The sequence below is a fragment of the Actinobacillus porcitonsillarum genome (assembly GCF_003101015.1).
Lineage (GTDB): Bacteria > Pseudomonadota > Gammaproteobacteria > Enterobacterales > Pasteurellaceae > Haemophilus_A > Haemophilus_A porcitonsillarum.
The window spans coordinates 172,025-187,630 of the sequence record NZ_CP029206.1 but is presented as its reverse complement, the minus strand read 5'-3'; the positions used below and the strand labels follow the sequence as shown (position 1 = coordinate 187,630).

16 protein-coding genes are annotated in these 15,606 nt (G+C 38.2%); 6 read left to right on the top strand and 10 right to left on the bottom strand.

The window, feature by feature from the left end; genetic code table 11:
- Positions 1–7: 7 nt before the first annotated feature.
- From DDU33_RS00950 to DDU33_RS00940, 3 genes are all read left to right on the top strand, one after another.
- Positions 8–694, top strand: a complete 687-nt coding sequence (locus tag DDU33_RS00950; protein ID WP_108922559.1) for a M15 family metallopeptidase — start codon at positions 8–10, stop codon at positions 692–694.
- 81 nt (positions 695–775) lie between these two features.
- Positions 776–1,525 (top strand): class I SAM-dependent methyltransferase, encoded by a 750-nt coding sequence (locus DDU33_RS00945; RefSeq protein ID WP_005818021.1) that lies wholly within the window; start codon positions 776–778, stop codon positions 1,523–1,525.
- A gap of 126 nt (positions 1,526–1,651) precedes the next feature.
- Positions 1,652–2,638 (top strand): SPOR domain-containing protein, encoded by a 987-nt coding sequence (locus DDU33_RS00940; RefSeq protein WP_039895387.1) that lies wholly within the window; start codon positions 1,652–1,654, stop codon positions 2,636–2,638.
- Between the two features lie 61 nt (positions 2,639–2,699).
- Here DDU33_RS00940 and manA read toward each other — a convergent pair whose 3' ends face one another.
- From manA to DDU33_RS00905, 7 genes are all read right to left on the bottom strand, one after another.
- A complete protein-coding gene (gene manA / locus DDU33_RS00935; protein WP_108922557.1) occupies positions 2,700–3,905 on the bottom strand; it encodes a mannose-6-phosphate isomerase, class I in 1,206 nt (401 codons plus the stop codon).
- A 44-nt stretch (positions 3,906–3,949) separates the two neighbouring features.
- Positions 3,950–5,224, bottom strand: coding sequence for an MFS transporter (gene uhpC / locus DDU33_RS00930; protein ID WP_005818026.1), 1,275 nt, complete (start codon positions 5,222–5,224; stop codon positions 3,950–3,952).
- A 5-nt stretch (positions 5,225–5,229) separates the two neighbouring features.
- Entirely contained in the window at positions 5,230–6,735 is a 1,506-nt protein-coding gene (gene uhpB, locus DDU33_RS00925; protein WP_108922554.1) for a signal transduction histidine-protein kinase/phosphatase UhpB, read from the bottom strand.
- A 3-nt stretch (positions 6,736–6,738) separates the two neighbouring features.
- Positions 6,739–7,344 (bottom strand): response regulator, encoded by a 606-nt coding sequence (locus tag DDU33_RS00920; protein WP_005818028.1) that lies wholly within the window; start codon positions 7,342–7,344, stop codon positions 6,739–6,741.
- A gap of 79 nt (positions 7,345–7,423) precedes the next feature.
- Positions 7,424–8,809: a hexose-6-phosphate:phosphate antiporter gene (gene uhpT, locus DDU33_RS00915; RefSeq protein ID WP_005818030.1), complete on the bottom strand. Its 1,386-nt coding sequence runs from the start codon at positions 8,807–8,809 to the stop codon at positions 7,424–7,426.
- Between the two features lie 181 nt (positions 8,810–8,990).
- Positions 8,991–9,629 carry a thiol:disulfide interchange protein DsbA gene (gene dsbA, locus DDU33_RS00910; protein ID WP_108922552.1) on the bottom strand — a complete coding sequence of 213 codons (639 nt, stop codon included), beginning with the start codon at positions 9,627–9,629 and terminating at the stop codon, positions 8,991–8,993.
- Positions 9,630–9,672: 43 nt separating this feature from the next.
- The gene (locus DDU33_RS00905; RefSeq protein WP_005818034.1) at positions 9,673–9,942 is read right to left on the bottom strand and encodes a YihD family protein; all 270 of its coding nucleotides are present in this window, start codon (positions 9,940–9,942) and stop codon (positions 9,673–9,675) included.
- A gap of 83 nt (positions 9,943–10,025) precedes the next feature.
- Here DDU33_RS00905 and mobA point away from each other — a divergent pair, with 83 nt between their 5' ends.
- Positions 10,026–11,141, top strand: coding sequence for a molybdenum cofactor guanylyltransferase MobA (mobA, locus tag DDU33_RS00900; protein WP_108922550.1), 1,116 nt, complete (start codon positions 10,026–10,028; stop codon positions 11,139–11,141).
- Positions 11,142–11,189: 48 nt separating this feature from the next.
- On the opposite strand, the gene trpS is transcribed toward mobA, so the two are convergent.
- Entirely contained in the window at positions 11,190–12,218 is a 1,029-nt protein-coding gene (trpS, locus tag DDU33_RS00895) for a tryptophan--tRNA ligase (protein ID WP_108922547.1), read from the bottom strand.
- Positions 12,219–12,403: 185 nt separating this feature from the next.
- On the opposite strand from trpS, the gene menD reads away from it, so the two are divergent.
- The gene (menD, locus tag DDU33_RS00890) at positions 12,404–14,110 is read left to right on the top strand and encodes a 2-succinyl-5-enolpyruvyl-6-hydroxy-3-cyclohexene-1-carboxylic-acid synthase (protein ID WP_108922545.1); all 1,707 of its coding nucleotides are present in this window, start codon (positions 12,404–12,406) and stop codon (positions 14,108–14,110) included.
- Positions 14,110–14,892, top strand: coding sequence for a 2-succinyl-6-hydroxy-2,4-cyclohexadiene-1-carboxylate synthase (menH, locus tag DDU33_RS00885; protein WP_108922543.1), 783 nt, complete (start codon positions 14,110–14,112; stop codon positions 14,890–14,892). The genes menD and menH overlap by 1 nt, the downstream gene beginning before the upstream one ends.
- A gap of 14 nt (positions 14,893–14,906) precedes the next feature.
- Here the strand turns inward: menH and DDU33_RS00880 are convergent, their stop codons facing one another.
- The gene (locus tag DDU33_RS00880; protein ID WP_005818050.1) at positions 14,907–15,206 is read right to left on the bottom strand and encodes a helix-turn-helix domain-containing protein; all 300 of its coding nucleotides are present in this window, start codon (positions 15,204–15,206) and stop codon (positions 14,907–14,909) included.
- Entirely contained in the window at positions 15,203–15,565 is a 363-nt protein-coding gene (locus tag DDU33_RS00875; protein WP_108922541.1) for a type II toxin-antitoxin system RelE/ParE family toxin, read from the bottom strand. The genes DDU33_RS00880 and DDU33_RS00875 overlap by 4 nt, the downstream gene beginning before the upstream one ends.
- Positions 15,566–15,606 lie beyond the last annotated feature (41 nt).

The window sequence follows — 15,606 nt, the reverse complement described above, 5'->3', positions numbered from 1 at the left end:
CTGATTTATGCCAAATTTTACAAATTTACCTGAAATCCTCACGGGTAAAAGCCGTGAGCATTTAGTGCCATTGCCGAATGTCTTATCGGATAAACACGCATTGCAAGCAGAAGTAGTAAACGCTTTTTTGCAACTACAACAAGCGGCAAAACAGGCGGGCTTTAACTTGCAACCAGCAAGTACTTATCGTGATTTTGAACGCCAAAAAATGATTTGGAATGCGAAGTTTAACGGCGAGCGTAAAGTCCACGATGATAATGGCTGTACGTTAGATTTGACTTGCTTAGACGATTGGCAAAAATGCCAAGCGATTTTGCGTTGGTCGGCTGTGCCAGGGGCGAGCCGTCATCATTGGGGAACGGATATTGATATTTTCGATCCTGATTTACTGCCCGAAGGACAAAAGCTGATGTTAGAGCCGTGGGAATATCAAACAGGCGGTTATTTCCAACGTTTGACAAATTGGCTGTTAGTCAATGCTGAGCAGTTTGGTTTCTATTTTCCGTTTATGGAAGATCACGGTAAACAAATTGGCTTAGAGCCTTGGCATATCAGCTATTTCCCGATTGCTGAACAGTACGAGCGGTCACTTTCGCCTGAAATTTTGCAAACGGCGTGGGAAAGTGAAGATGTGGCTGGGAAATGTAGCCTGAGCCTGCACATTGATGATGTATTTAAAGATTATATTTTGTAGGGACACACTGCGTGTGTCCGCACATTTATAGCGGTATGGTAATTTTTGGACACACGCAGTGTGTCCCTACATAAAGAAAAAATGACAAAAATCCAATTAATTAACGAAAGCGATTTTGCCGAGCAGTTTCAACAAACCTGTGAAAAATGGCAACTTCAACATAATCCTGATGCAATTTTAGCGTTAGCACAAACCAATGAACGTTTGGAACTTCGTAAACTAGATGAGCCAAAACTCGGAGCGATTGCGGTGAATTTTGTGGATGGCACAATGGCTCATCGCCGTAAATTTGGCGGAGGGCGTGGCGAAGCGGTAGCAAAAGCGGTTGGGATTAAAGGCGATTATTTACCGACTGTGATTGACGCTACCGCAGGGCTCGGGCGAGATGCCTTTGTGTTGGCTGCGGTGGGGTGCCAAGTCAAATTGGTTGAGCGAAACCCTGTTGTGAGTGCGTTGTTGGAAGATGGTTTAAATCGAGCTTATCAAGACGCAGAAATTGGCGACTTTATGCGGGAGCGAATGATTTTGTTACCAGTACACTCTATAGCAGAGCTGGATCCCAATCGTGATTTTGCTGATGTGGTTTATCTTGACCCGATGTATCCTCATAAACAGAAAAGTGCCTTAGTTAAAAAAGAGATGAGAGTATTTCAGCATCTAGTTGGGGCGGATTTGGATTCCGATGATTTCTTTTTGCCGGCAAAACAGTTAGCTCGTAAACGGGTGGTGGTTAAGCGCCCCGATTATGCCCCGTTTTTAGCAGAGCAGAAGCCTGATTTTAGCCAAGAAACGAAGAATCATCGGTTTGATGTGTATTTATCACATCGGTAAAATCGATAAATTTAACAAAGATTTACAAAAAATTTTAAATAACCGCTTGTGAGATGATAGGCAAGCGGTTATTTTTTCAGTAAAATTTACCAATTTCCCATCTTTAATTTATAAGGTAAAAATAAAGTGCCTAGACGTGATTATATGGCTCGCTCAAAGAAAAAAAGTGGTGTGAGCAAATCGACAATTTTATCCATCGTGGTCGTGTTACTTTTGGCAATGGGGGCAGGCTTGTGGTTGTTAAAAGAAAATGCACCTGCACCAACTATTCCTGTTCCTGTTGAGGCAACTAAACCCGTGGCAAATGGAACCAATCTTCCAAGCCGCCCTGAAGAAGTATATAGCTATATTCGTGATTTGGAAACGCGTGAAGTGGTAACAAATCCAACGAAGAAAACACAAGAAAAATTAGCACAACTTTCTCCGGAACAGTTAAAACAGCTAGAAGAAAAGCGTAAGCAAGAAGAACTTGCTCGTTTAGCGGTAGAACAAGCTTCAGTTGAAAAAGCTCAAATACAAACAGAAACCGCAGTATCAACAGAAAAAACAGTTGTTCAGCCTTCTGATGCCGAACTTGCTGTTCAAAAGGCACAAGAGCAGAAATTGGCTGAAGAGAAGCGTAAGTTAGAAGAAAAACGCAAGCAAGCAGATCTGAAAAAACAACAAGAACTTGCCCAGAAAAAAGCAGAACAAAATAAGGTAGTGGTGACAACTGCTACACCGGCTGAAGTAGAACAAGCAAAAACAGAAAAAGCAAAATTAGATAAGGCTAAAACCGAGCAATCTAAAGTAGAGCAAGCTTCACAACAAACTCAAGTAAAAACAGAAACAGTTAAGAAAGAGCAGCCTAAAATTGTTGCTTCAGCAGCTAAACCTAATGAAAAGGCAGCAAACCAATCTGGACGATTCGGTTTACAGTGTGGAGCGTTTAAAAATAAAGCCCAAGCAGAAAATATGCAAGCTCGTTTAGCAATGGCTGGTTTTAATGCGAGAATTGCAACAAATGCAGAATGGAACAGAGTTTTTGTTGGACCAGTAGGAGATCGAGCAGCCGCCTCAACGGCACAATCTAACGCGCGCAGCGTTGCGGAATGTGTGATTGTTTCAATGTAACTTAGTAGTAAATAAAGTAAAGGTCTAGAAATTATCTAGACCTTTTTTCATGGCGGTAATATTATTTAGGCAAATGTGCACTAACGGCGTACCCTTCAGTGCATCCTTCAAGCTGGTAAGTACTATTGGCGCCAATAAAGGCAGATTCACCTTGTTTAAGCGTTAATTCGGTATTTTCAGCGGTAATTTTTAATTCCCCTTGCATGACAAAAAGGATTTCCGCCGTTGAGGAATTAAGCTTAAACTTATTATTAGGCTGATAGCGAATTTGACTCAAGGCAAAATCTTTTGCAGGAGTTGCATAGGTAAAGATTGCTTGATTTTCATCGGCAATATCAATGAGTTGTGGTATAACTTCTCTGCAATCAACCACTCTGAGCAGTTCAGGGATATCAATATGTTTTGGGGTAAGTCCGCCACGAATAACGTTATCTGAACATGCCATTAATTCGATATTTTGACCTCGTAAATAGGCGTGTGGAATGCCTGCATCTTGGAAAATACCTTCCCCTTTTTTCACATGAACAATGTTAAATAAATAGAAGCAGATAAGTCCGGCATCTAATTTTTCGGGAGAAATTTCCATCGCTTCTAGGGTATAAAGTACCCAGTAGTCAGGATTTTCCATGCTTAACTTTTGTTGTTGGTAAAGTGCTTTATTGCTTTCGATAATTGGATTAAGCCATGTACTTAATTGAAGTTGATCGGCTTGCATGATTTCGGCATAGAAAGTAGCAATATCTTGGTTTTCTAATTTTTTTGCTAAATCAGCTAAAGATGGGCGTTCGGATAAAACAGCCAACATTTCTGCTTTGGGTCTAAACCCATGTAACAACCAGAAATCAGATAAAGCAATCATCATTTCTGGTTTATGGTTTCGGTCTTTGTATGTTCTTGTCGGATCTTTTAAATCTATGCCGGCTGCATTTTCTTTTGCAAATCCCTCTTCTGCTTGTTGTTTGGTTGGGTGCAATTGAATTGAGAGCGGTTTTGCCACATCTAGAATTTTCAATAGATAGGGCAATTCCTCACCAAAATGCTCAAGGCTAGATTGCCCTAATACTTGAGGATTTTCAGCAATAAAATCGGTTAAAGGACGGTTTTTTCCATCAATTTCAAGGTTTGAAGGGCTAGAGGTGTGAGCACCTAACCACCATTCAGCATAGTAGGGTTGTGTTTTCTCTACGCCAAGTAACTCAGGAATATAATCCTTTCCTCCCCAAACATAATGTTGAGGTGTACCCGTTAATTTATAAATATGCGTCATTTTTGTATCCTTTTTAAGATAAATTATAAAGTGAAAAGAGGAAATTAGGCTTCATTTTGCGCTTTCAAAAACGGAAGCAATAATAAAGCGATGCCGGATGCAGCGCAAACTATCACAACGAAAAAGCCATTCCAATGATAAGATTCCATAATCAGCGCTAATGGATAACCTGCAATAGCGGCGCCTAAATAAGAAAAAAGACCAATAAAGCCTGTGGCTGATCCCGGGGCTTTTTTATGAGCACACTCTGCAGCTGCCATACCAATCAGCATTTGCGGACCAAAAACAAAAAAGCCGGTCGCAAAAAAGACACTCGCTTGTAAAATAAAGTTTTCTTTAGGCATTAACCATAGGGCAAGAATAGAGAAGAAAATGCCTATTGCGAAGAGTAATGCCATTGGACCTCGGTTGCTTGAGAATAATTTATCTGATCCCCAGCCTGCAACAAGCGATCCAAAAATCCCACCAATTTCAAATAAAGAGAGAGAGCTATTGGCAGAGACGAGATCGTAATGGTATTTTTCGGTTAAATAGATATTTCCCCAGTCATTAATTGCCGTTCGTACAATATATACAAGCGTATAGCTCAGCGCTAATAACCAAATATACTTATTAAAGAAAACATAATGGTGGAGAATCTCACGCCAATTGAGATTAGCTCCCTCTTTCTCTTGTGCTTGCTCTAACTTATCATTTCTCCATTGTCCAATGCTTGGTAATCCAAGGCTTTCTGGTGTATGTTTTAAACGTGAGAAAAGAAATAGGCTAATGATAATTGCGGTAATACCTGCCAGGGTAAAGCCGTAGCGCCAACTGTAATGGAGTGTTAAGTATCCGACAATAAGAGGAATCATCGCACCACCTACGTTATGTGCAGTATTCCAAATAGACCACCACAATCCTCTTTCATTACGAGAATACCATGTTGTTAGCAATTTGGAACAAGCAGGCCAGCCCCAACCCTGAAACCAAGCATTGATAACCCAAAGAGTGGTAAACATCAATACAGAGCTGGATAGCCCAAAAAGAATGTTGGTAACACCTGTAATCAAGAGCCCCCACGCCATAAAATGACGGGGATTAGCTTTATCTGAATACATCCCCGACACAAATTTAGAAATGCCGTAAGTAATGTAAAACAAGGTCGCCATCATCCCAATATCATTTTTATCAATACCTAAATCTGTAATGAGAGTTGGCACGACATAGTTAAAGCTTTTTCGGGTAAGGTAAAAACCGGCATATCCAACATACATTCCAATCATGATATGGACACGCCAGTAACGATAAATGTGATCTTTCTCTTTTTCAATCTGCATTTTTACTAAAACCGAGGTAAGTTTATGATGATTTTTGTGCCATGATCATATTCATCATGCTCAATTTGTTTGGAAATAAGCTTAAATTCGCCACACAAAATTTTGACCCTCTCTTTCATGCCTCTAATACCAAAACCTTGTGCTTCTTTTTGAAGGTCAAAACCAATCCCGTTATCTTGAATAATAATGTTAATTTGTTCGAAAATTTGAATAGAAATACTGGCCTCTGTCGCATGTGAATATTTAATAATATTATTTAAACTCTCTTGGCATAAACGATAAATCGTAATTTCTAATACATGTTCTAATTTTAATTGTTGCGGATTTTCCCAATGAAGTGAAATATCAATGCCTTGATGTTCAAAATCTAGCTCAATAAAAAGATTTTCGAGGGCTTCTTGTAATTCTAAATCATCTAATAATTTAGGGCGAATACGATTTAATAACCCTTTTGTTGTGTCGTAAACATTCAGAGAAAGATGCTCAATCGTGGTGGCAATATTTTCTTGATTTGCATTACTGCTTACTCGTTTTAATATACTTGCTTGTGTCCGGATCGCTGTAATATTTTGTCCGATTTCATCATGCAGTTCTCTAGAGATTTCTTTACGAATAGCCTCTTCAGAATTAATTAATTGTCTCGTCAGATTTTTATTTCTTTCTAGCTCAATAGACAAGCTTTGATTTAAATTTCGCTGATATTGAATACCCAATCCTAAAAAAATGCCTGTAATGGATTGAACAGAAATAGATAAAAAAAGATCTGCGATTTCCAGATTTGAGAAGCTATGCATCGCCGTAATTAAAGCGATACTATTGAGTAAGGTGCCTAAAAAAGCACCTTGCCATCCATATTGGAAAGCTAACAAAATAATCGGAATGGCTAAACAGAATAAGGCAAATCGATAAAATTCATTAGGTAATGTTGTTTGAATATAAATGTTTAAAGTAAAAAGTACTATATACATCAAGATATGTTTAGTTCTTAATGTAATGGGCTTTTTTACGAGGGTAGCGGTAAGAGGTAGCCATTTGGTATTGAATAAAAAATCATGCAATAAATAGCAAGTCGGAATAATTAATATTCCACCGGTAAAGCTTACCAGAAAAGTAAAATAAAATGCCGAATGGCTAATAACCAAACTGCTGATAAGACTTAATACAATAATAAAACTCAATTGAACCAGTAACTTTTGCCACTGCGATCCCACGTAATACGTATAAAAAAAAGACGTAATGGGGAAACTAAGCAGACTGATTAGAAATAAAGAAAACGCATTGAGTTCAGGAAATGAAAGAATGAGTAATAATAAAATAGTGTATTCTGCTGCATAGGCGATGAACCAATATTTTTTAGGGATATGTAAATTGATACCACATCTTAATGCAAAAGGAAGAAATAGAAATGCAAGCGTGGCATCTGAAAGCAAATAATCAGAAATAACCCATAAACAAAGATAGGAACAAAGGATTAAAAACCATGTGTAAGCAACAGTAAAGACAGATTTCATGTGTTATGCTATTTGTGGGTTAAGTAAATTTGCAAGCTCAACATTATTTTTAACATTTAACTTACTCATCGCATTTGCTCGGTGAACATGTACGGTTTTAAAACTTAAATTGAGTTTATCCGCAATTTCTTTTGCATCAAATCCTTGAATAAGGAGTTCACAGATTTCTCTTTCTCGTTTGGTGAGTTGTTCAATAGGGCTATTATGTCGAGAAGAGACTAATTTTGTGGTTAATTCAGGCATTAAATAAACACCTCCTGCATAAACGGTTCTTACTGCTTGTATCAATTCTTCCGCACTACAACGTTTACTTAAATAGCCTTTAGCGCCTAATTCTAATGCTTTTTTGACGATAAGATCTGAGTCATTTACGCTTAACATAATGCATCGAATACCAGACGGAATATCTTGTAATAAGGAAAGCCCATTCTCATCAGGCATTGAAATATCAAGAATACAAATATCGGGTTTAAGACGAGGAAGATTTTGACGAGTTTCTTTTGCTGAACCAAATTCGCCAATAACTTGAATATCCTCTTCAAGGGAAAGTAATTGCGAGAACCCAGCTCGAACAATCATATGATCATCAATTAGTACAACATTTATCATAAATTCCCCCTTATAAACGCCGATATTTTACAATATAAAAAATAATGCGGTGAGAAAAATCACCGCATTGATTGACTTATTATTTTGCTAATTTAGCTCTTTTTTGTCTACGGATTTTTTTCTCTTCCGCAAGCGCAACGAAGGCTAATAATACCATACAGACAATAGCAGAGGTATCTAACGCTGCAAATGTACCACTCCAACCGGTTAGACCAAAGATTGGTGTACCATCTGCAATCATACCTAAACCGAGTTTTGCGAAGCTATCACCGATTAAGTAAGCGAAAGTTCCTTTTACACCATCCGCTACTGCGATTGCTTTTTTCGGCACGAAACCTACTGCTGCAACCCCAATCAATAATTGTGGGCCGAATACTAAGAAACCTAACACAAATAATGCGGTTAAATACATGACTTCATTGGTTGCAAATTGATAGAACTCAAGTGTAAATACGATTAAGATTAACGCAACACAAGCGGTTAAAGCACGGCGACCATTTGCTAAATCAGATAAGTAGCCCCATAAGAATGTACCTACTAACGCACCAACTTCAAAGAGTGCAAAGCCTGAAATTGCAGCATCTTTTGAGAAGCCTAATTCTTGGTAAGCATATACTGGAGACCATTGGTCAATACCGATACGTACGATATATAAGAAGATGTTTGCAAAGCATAATAACCAGATAACTTTGTTTCTTAAGACATATTGAACAAAGATTTGCCATTTGGTTAATTGTTCTTCTTCTGCGTGGCGGTCTTCTTCACTCACCTCTTCGCCAAAAAGTTCTTCCGCTTTACCTAAACCATAAGCTTCAGGGGAATCTGAGCCATAGCGTAAACCTACAAAACCAACGATTAACGCAATGATTGATGGGAATACGAACATCCCAATTACGTGGCCATCAAAGAAAACGTTAGCACCAAATAATGCAACACCAGCTGCTGCCGCACCACCAACGTTGTGTGATAAGTTCCAAAAACCTAAGTAGGTACCACGTTTTTTACGAGGAGTCCATTTAGTGATCGTTGAATAACTTGATGAACCACCGGTACTTTGGAAGAAACCGCTTAATGCATAGAAAGCCACCATTAAGAATAATGCGACACTACCACCGCCCATACTTGCACTAAAGCCAAGCATACAGATAGCGGAAAGAATCAGCATGAAAGGTACGAATTGTTTCGTATTTTTACCATCGGCATAATAAGAAACAACGGTTTTACCAATACCATAGGTAATAGAGAAACCTAAACCGATTAAACCTAAATCTGTTTTGGTTAAACCATAGGTTTCAATCATATCATTTTGTGCAATGTTGAAATTCTTACGAATTAAATACATTGCCATATAACCAATAAATACAACCAAATAAGATTGCATAAATGGTTTAAACCACATTTTTCTTCTTTCTTCCACCGGAAGATCGAGAGTGGGTTTTCTCACTTCTTCTAAAAATTTAAACATAATTGCCTCAATATATAAGAGATAAAAAAGATGTGCGTATCTTAGAGAAATTACGTTCAATTTCCTTGAGAGAATAGCCTAAGAAAGATAGGAAAAATTCTTAATTTTAGGTAGGTTAATAAAATTTTGTGATATAGATCACATTATGGCGGAGAGATTCCCCGCCATAAGAAGAAGGGCATTACTTACGAATTAAGAAAGTTACGGCATCAACATAACGTTGAATAAAATCATTTGTTGATTTTGAATCAGAAAAACCTTCAAGGTTCATTTGATATTGCTCGTTTACGAAGAATGCCGGTACGCCTTGGATTTTGAAATCTTCTGCCGCTTGAACTTGCTTGTTCACTAAACCGTTTACCGCAAAGCTATTGATACCGTTATCAAAATCCGTTGCGCTAATACCGTTTGCAATAAATACCGCTTTAATATCATCCATTGATTTGAATGCATCTTTTTGAGCGCCTTCAAATAACGCTGTTTTTACTTTATCTTCAACACCTTGTGCCATCGCAAAAGCCCATGCACGGGTTAAATTCTCAGATTGACGACCTAAGAAATTTACATGGTATTGTACAAGTTTTGCACCTTCAGGTAATTTTGCTTTAATCTGCGAAGGAATTTTGTATGTCAATTCAAAATCGTAACAATGAGGGCAATAGAATGAGAAAAATTCTAACACCTCTTTTTGTGCCGATGGGGCTTGTCTTACGCTAATATATTCTTTTCCTTCTACCGGATCTGCAGCTAAAGCGGTCGAATTTACTGCGAATAACGCAGATAATGCAATAAATGTACTTTTTAATGCGATTTTTTTCATGTTTCTTCCTTTTTTGTTTAAACAATCGGAGTGTTTGACCCCATTAATCTTTTAAAATTCCACGGGCTTTTAATAAAGCTGTTTTAAAATCTTCTTCGTAGTCTTTTTTAATGCCTGGGATTGGCTCAAATTTACCGGCATTACGCATTTTAAGCTGATAAATTAATACCTCGTCACGTAACGCTGGATAGTTATCTGGCTCGCCCACCTCAACAGAAAGTTGTTGTAAAATATCCATTAAGTGTAAATCCGGATTTTTACGCCAATGTTCGCCTAATAACTCCAGTAACTCTTCCAAACGTTTACATTTCATAAATTGCCTCTAAAAAATCTTGTTGAAAATTGAGTCGGATCATATACTTTTAGACCACGTTTTGCAAAGAAAACCAAACCGTTATGATAAATATCACTGAACATATTTCCGCCGTTATTTTAGCGGGAGGATTAGCTCGCCGAATGAATGGCGTAGAAAAAGGGTTGCAACTTTTAGCAGGCAAGCCGTTGATTTCCCATATTTTAGAAAGGTTACAACCTCAATTAGCCAGAGGGCAGATTTATCTTAATATCAATCGATCCTTTGCAGAATACCAGCGTCATTACCCACAGCTTCCGTTTTATCAAGATACCTTAGCGGACTTTCAAGGCGCATTAAGTGGCATGCTGACCGGCTTACACCAAATTGAAAGTGACTATCTCTTATTTGTCCCGTGTGATACGCCTTTTTTACCTAAAAATTTGCTGGCTAAGCTCTATACGGCATTAAAAATTAATGAAGCTAAAATTGCTTATGCTCATGATGGAGAACGTCCCCATCCTACTTTTGCTTTGGTTCATCGCTCGGTAGCATCGGATTTATCCCATTATTTACAATCGGGAGAACGCCGACTTTATTGGTTCTTTCGCACTCAAAATAGTGTTGCAGTTGATTTTTCAGAACAAGTAAAAGCGTTTAAGAATGTGAATACGCTAGATGACTTAGCGGCTGAAAATCAGCAGGGGCATCGTTTTGATATACCAGTCTTAGCAATCACAGGGTATAGTGGCACAGGAAAGACGACGTTATTGGAAAAATTGATCCCAAATTTAACCGCTTGCGGAATTCGAGTTGGGCTGATTAAACATTCTCATCACAATATTGAAGTGGATAAAGTGGGAAAAGATAGTCATCGTTTACGTTTAGCCGGCGCTAATCCAACAGCGATTGCTTGTGATCAACGTTGGGCGTTGATGGTTGAAACCCCAGATCAAGCGGTTGATTTTCAACAAATTTTTGCAAAATTTTCATCGAAAGAAATCGATTTACTTTTAGTCGAAGGCTTTAAGCATGAGAAGCTGCCTAAAATTCAACTACACCGAAAAGGCATTGAAAAACCGCTTCCTGAATTAGATGAATGGACGATCGCAACAGCGACAGATTATCCGTTAGAAAGAGAAAACCACTTAAATATCAATGACATTGATGAAATTAGTCAGTTTGTTCAGGAATGGTTAAAGGAAACAGTAGGGAAATAAAATGAAGCCACGTAGGATTATTTTTACGTGGCTTTATTTAACTTCTGATTATTGTACAAATCCAACTAATTTATACACTTCATCAAGCGTTTTCTTCGCGCGTGCTCGTGCTTTTTCAGCTCCTTCACGGAAGATTTTTTCAAGTAAAGCTTCATCTTGACGGAAATGGTTGTAGCGTTCTTGTAGTTCGGTAAGCAGTTCAGATACACGATCGGCTACTTCTATTTTTAAATGACCGTACATTTTGCCTTCAAATTCTGCTTCTAATTCCGCAATGCTTTTACCTGTAACCGCCGATAAAATATCAAGCAAGTTAGACACACCAGCTTTATTTTTTTGATCGTATTTTACTACTGGTGGTTCATCGCCATCGGTCATCGCACGTTTGATTTTTTTCGCCACGGCTTTTGGATCTTCTAATAAACCAATAACGTTATTACGGTTATCATCCGATTTTGACATTTTCTTCGTTGGCTCAAGTAATGACATCACACGAGCACCGGCTTTACCAATGAAAACTTCAGGGATGGCAAAAACAGGCTGAACTAAATTCCCTTCTTGATCTTTTTGCCCATATAACGCATTGAAACGGTTAGCAATATCTCGGGTAATTTCTAAATGTTGTTTTTGGTCATCGCCAACCGGCACTTGGTTTGCTTGATATAACAAAATATCCGCTGCCATCAATACAGGGTAAGTAAACAAACCTACGTTTACATTCTCTTCATAACGGGCTGATTTATCTTTAAACTGTGTCATTCGGCTCATTTCGCCAAAGTAGGTGTAGCAGTTTAAGATCCACGCTAATTGTGTATGTTCAGGGACGTGTGATTGAATAAAGATCGTGCTTTTATTCGGATCAATACCACAGGCTAAATAAAGGGCTAAAACGTCTAATGATGCTTTACGTAACGCTTGCGGATCTTGGCGCACGGTAATGGCGTGCAAATCAACGATGCAAAATAGGCAATCATAGTCATCTTGCATTTTTACCCAGTTACGTAATGCACCGAGATAGTTACCAATCGTTAATTCGCCGGAAGGCTGAACACCACTAAATACAATAGGTTTACTCATAATCAATTCTCTTTGAAATATAACAAATAATGCGACTATCTTAGCTTTTCTCACTATTTTTGTAAAACAACAAACAAAATTTGTTATGAATCAAGGATATTCTATCCCCTAAGTGGTTGATTTTTTGTTACAATCGAAAATATTTAGAGTAAAACGCCATTTTAATAAGAAGAGAAGAATAAATAATGAATACCAGTACTTTTAACCGTAGTTGGGCAAAAGTCATTTTAAATGCCATTGTGCGTTATGGAGTGAAGCATATTTGTATTGCACCAGGCTCTCGCTCAACGCCTTTAACGTTAGAGGCTCTCCAATTACAACAGACACAACAAGTACAATGTCATAGTCATTTTGATGAAAGAGGATTAGGCTTTTTTGCTTTAGGATTAGCTAAAGCAACGCATGATCCTGTTGCCATTATTGTGACTTCAGGCACCGCTGTGGCAAACTTATATCCTGCGGTCATTGAAGCGAGTTTAACACACCATAAGTTAATCGTACTTTCTGCAGACCGCCCTACAGAATTAATTGGCTGTGGTGCAAATCAAGCGATTGTTCAACCTGGTATTTTTGCACAATATCCAGTGGAAAGTATTAACCTGCCAAAAGCTTCAGAACAGTATTCCGCAAATTGGTTAGTTGCTACTATTGAGAAAGCCTGTGTTAAACAGCAGCAAGAAGGTGGTGTCATTCATATCAATGCACCTTTTGCAGAACCATTATATGAAGCCGATGAAACGGCGATTAGCCAAAATCCATGGTTAAAACCAATTCAAAGTTGGTTAGTCAATTCACAAGCCAAATGGATTGATAGCCAAAAAATCCAAAGCGAAGTCTCTATGCACGAAAATTGGGACTATTGGCGTACTAAACGAGGCGTAGTTATTGTTGGGAAACTCCCCGTAGAACAAGGTATCGGAATTAAAGCGTGGGCGGAAACATTGGGCTGGTGTTTATTAACCGATGTTCAGTCTTCGATTGATGCAAGTTTACCTTATGCGGATATTTGGTTATCTAATAACACCGTAAGAGATCGTTTATTACAAGCAGATATTGTGATCCAATTTGGTTCACAAATTGTCAGTAAGCGAGTAAATCAATTCCTTGAAGCCTTCCAAGGGGAGTTTTGGCAAGTAGAAGAGTATCAGGATTATTTAAATCCGTTTGCTCATCATCAAACACGATTTGTAGCGAAAGCGCATCACTTTTTGCGTGTTCATCCGCCACTTCGCCAAAAACCGTGGTTATTAGAGCCATTAGCACTATCGCAATTCTGTTCAACGTTTATTGAAAAACAGATTGGCGGCGGTTTGAATGAGGCTTCATTGGCACATCATTTACAAGATGTTCTTGCCGTTGGCGGACATCTATTTATTGGTAATAGCTTATTTGTTCGCTTAGTCGATGCCCTTTGTAAATTGCCGGAAGGTTATCCGGTTTATACCAACCGTGGTGCAAGTGGTATTGATGGTTTGATTGCAACCATTGCCGGTATTGCCAAAGGCACAGGACAACCGACAGTTGGCGTGATTGGCGATATTTCAGCACTACATGATCTAAACTCAATTGCATTATTAGCACAGATTAACCAGCCAACTATTCTGTTTGTAGTAAATAATAGTGGTGGTGCGATTTTTGATATGCTACCGGTCGATCAGCGAGCGAAAGAACAGTTTTATCGTTTATCGCATAATTTTGAATTTGGGCAAGTTGCCACGATGTTTGGTATTGAATATATCCGTCCATTTACTTGGGCTGATTTAAGAGCTAAGTTAAAAGTAGCTTATGGTCGCAAAGGTGTAACGATTGTCGAAGTGAAAGTCAATGAACAAGATGGAAGTAGCTTGTATAAATCATTGATTAAGCAAATTTCTCAAGCGGAAATTGCCTAATGTTAGCATATCAATGGTATCATCAAACGGGGCGTAGCGAAAAGGCTACGCCTATTGTTTTTTTACATGGCTTACTTGGCTCACAACAAGATTGGCAACCTGTAATAGATGAATTGCAAAAATTTCCACAATTTCAACCGCTTACAATAGATCTTCCTTTTCATGGATTAAGTGCAGAGATTCGCTGTCGAGATTTTGTGGAAATGCGTCATTTATTAGATCAAACGCTAGCTCATTGTCTAGGCGAACAGCCTTTTTACCTTGTTGGTTACTCACTAGGTGGACGAGTTGCGATGGATTATGTCTTAAATATGCCGGCTAAAAATTTGCTTGGTGTGGTGTTAGAAGGGGCAAATGTCGGTTTAAATCGTGAACAGGATCGTCAAAATCGCCAATTAAATGATCAAAAATGGGCAGCACGTTTTCGCCAAGAACCGATAGAACAAGTCTTAAAAGATTGGTATCAACAAGCTGTTTTTGCCGATTTAGAGGAGAGCAAGCGGTCTTTTTTAATTGAAAAAAGACGAATGAATAGTGGAACACGCATTGCGGAAATGCTCGAAGCCACAGGGTTGGCAAAGCAACCCTATTATCTTGACTTACTGAAAGAGGCTCAAACCACAAAGAACATCTTATTTTTCATTGGCGAACGAGATCAAAAATTCCGTCAAATGGTAGAACAAAACCAACTCACTCATCAAATCATTTCCCAATCTGGACACAATGCTCACCAAGCAAATCCGAGTGAGTTTGTTGAGAAATTGATTAGCTGGTGTGAATAATATAAAGATTATTATCAAATTCTAAAAATTCGGCTATCCCCCATAGGCATTTGTACGGTAAGGCTTAATTTTCCACCCATTGCCTCAATATAACGTTTAAGTGTAGAGAGGCGTGGATCATTATCTTTCTGTTCTATTTTAGCTACTGCCGGCTGAGATATACCTAAAGCTTCTGCAAGCTGTTTTTGAGAAATATTCAATTCTTCCCTTAAATGAGCTAAGCCAACTTCCTGAATCAGCTGTTCACTTAACGCTTTTACTTTAGCTTGTCTTTCTGAGGGAATTTCCTCCATTAATTGTTCTAAAGTTTTCATTTTTTACTCTCCAACTTATTTAAATAACGGGTAAATTCGGTTTCTGCTATACGGAGCATTTTCTCATAGAATTTTTTATCATTACTTTTATCCCCAGCGCATAGTACGATAGCTTGACGTAATGGATCAAAAGCAAAAAATGCACGAATAGGTTTACCGCGATGTTGAATTCTAAGCTCTTTCATATTGGAATAAGCAGAGCCGTTAATTGTATCTGCATAAGGTCTAGCCAAATATGGACCGATTTGTTGTAATCTTAATAAATGAGCAAGTACACTATCTTGAGTATCTTCATCCTGTTGTTCATACCATTTATTAAAACAGTCAGTAGTAATAACTGTCCAAATTATTTCTGCCATTTAAACGCCTTATAACCTTCTAGTTATATTTTAGAGTAAGA

Coding starts and splice junctions, on each gene's coding strand:
- DDU33_RS00945 (WP_005818021.1), top strand. CDS start 776: ATGACAAAAATCCAATTAATTAACGAAAGCGATTTTGCCGAGCAGTTT.
- DDU33_RS00950 (WP_108922559.1), top strand. CDS start 8: ATGCCAAATTTTACAAATTTACCTGAAATCCTCACGGGTAAAAGCCGT.
- DDU33_RS00920 (WP_005818028.1), bottom strand. CDS start 7,344: ATGATAAATGTTGTACTAATTGATGATCATATGATTGTTCGAGCTGGG.
- DDU33_RS00875 (WP_108922541.1), bottom strand. CDS start 15,565: ATGGCAGAAATAATTTGGACAGTTATTACTACTGACTGTTTTAATAAA.
- DDU33_RS00905 (WP_005818034.1), bottom strand. CDS start 9,942: ATGAAATGTAAACGTTTGGAAGAGTTACTGGAGTTATTAGGCGAACAT.
- menD (WP_108922545.1), top strand. CDS start 12,404: ATGAATACCAGTACTTTTAACCGTAGTTGGGCAAAAGTCATTTTAAAT.
- uhpT (WP_005818030.1), bottom strand. CDS start 8,809: ATGTTTAAATTTTTAGAAGAAGTGAGAAAACCCACTCTCGATCTTCCG.
- menH (WP_108922543.1), top strand. CDS start 14,110: ATGTTAGCATATCAATGGTATCATCAAACGGGGCGTAGCGAAAAGGCT.
- dsbA (WP_108922552.1), bottom strand. CDS start 9,629: ATGAAAAAAATCGCATTAAAAAGTACATTTATTGCATTATCTGCGTTA.
- uhpB (WP_108922554.1), bottom strand. CDS start 6,735: ATGAAATCTGTCTTTACTGTTGCTTACACATGGTTTTTAATCCTTTGT.
- manA (WP_108922557.1), bottom strand. CDS start 3,905: ATGACGCATATTTATAAATTAACGGGTACACCTCAACATTATGTTTGG.
- uhpC (WP_005818026.1), bottom strand. CDS start 5,224: ATGCAGATTGAAAAAGAGAAAGATCACATTTATCGTTACTGGCGTGTC.
- trpS (WP_108922547.1), bottom strand. CDS start 12,218: ATGAGTAAACCTATTGTATTTAGTGGTGTTCAGCCTTCCGGCGAATTA.
- mobA (WP_108922550.1), top strand. CDS start 10,026: ATGATAAATATCACTGAACATATTTCCGCCGTTATTTTAGCGGGAGGA.
- DDU33_RS00880 (WP_005818050.1), bottom strand. CDS start 15,206: ATGAAAACTTTAGAACAATTAATGGAGGAAATTCCCTCAGAAAGACAA.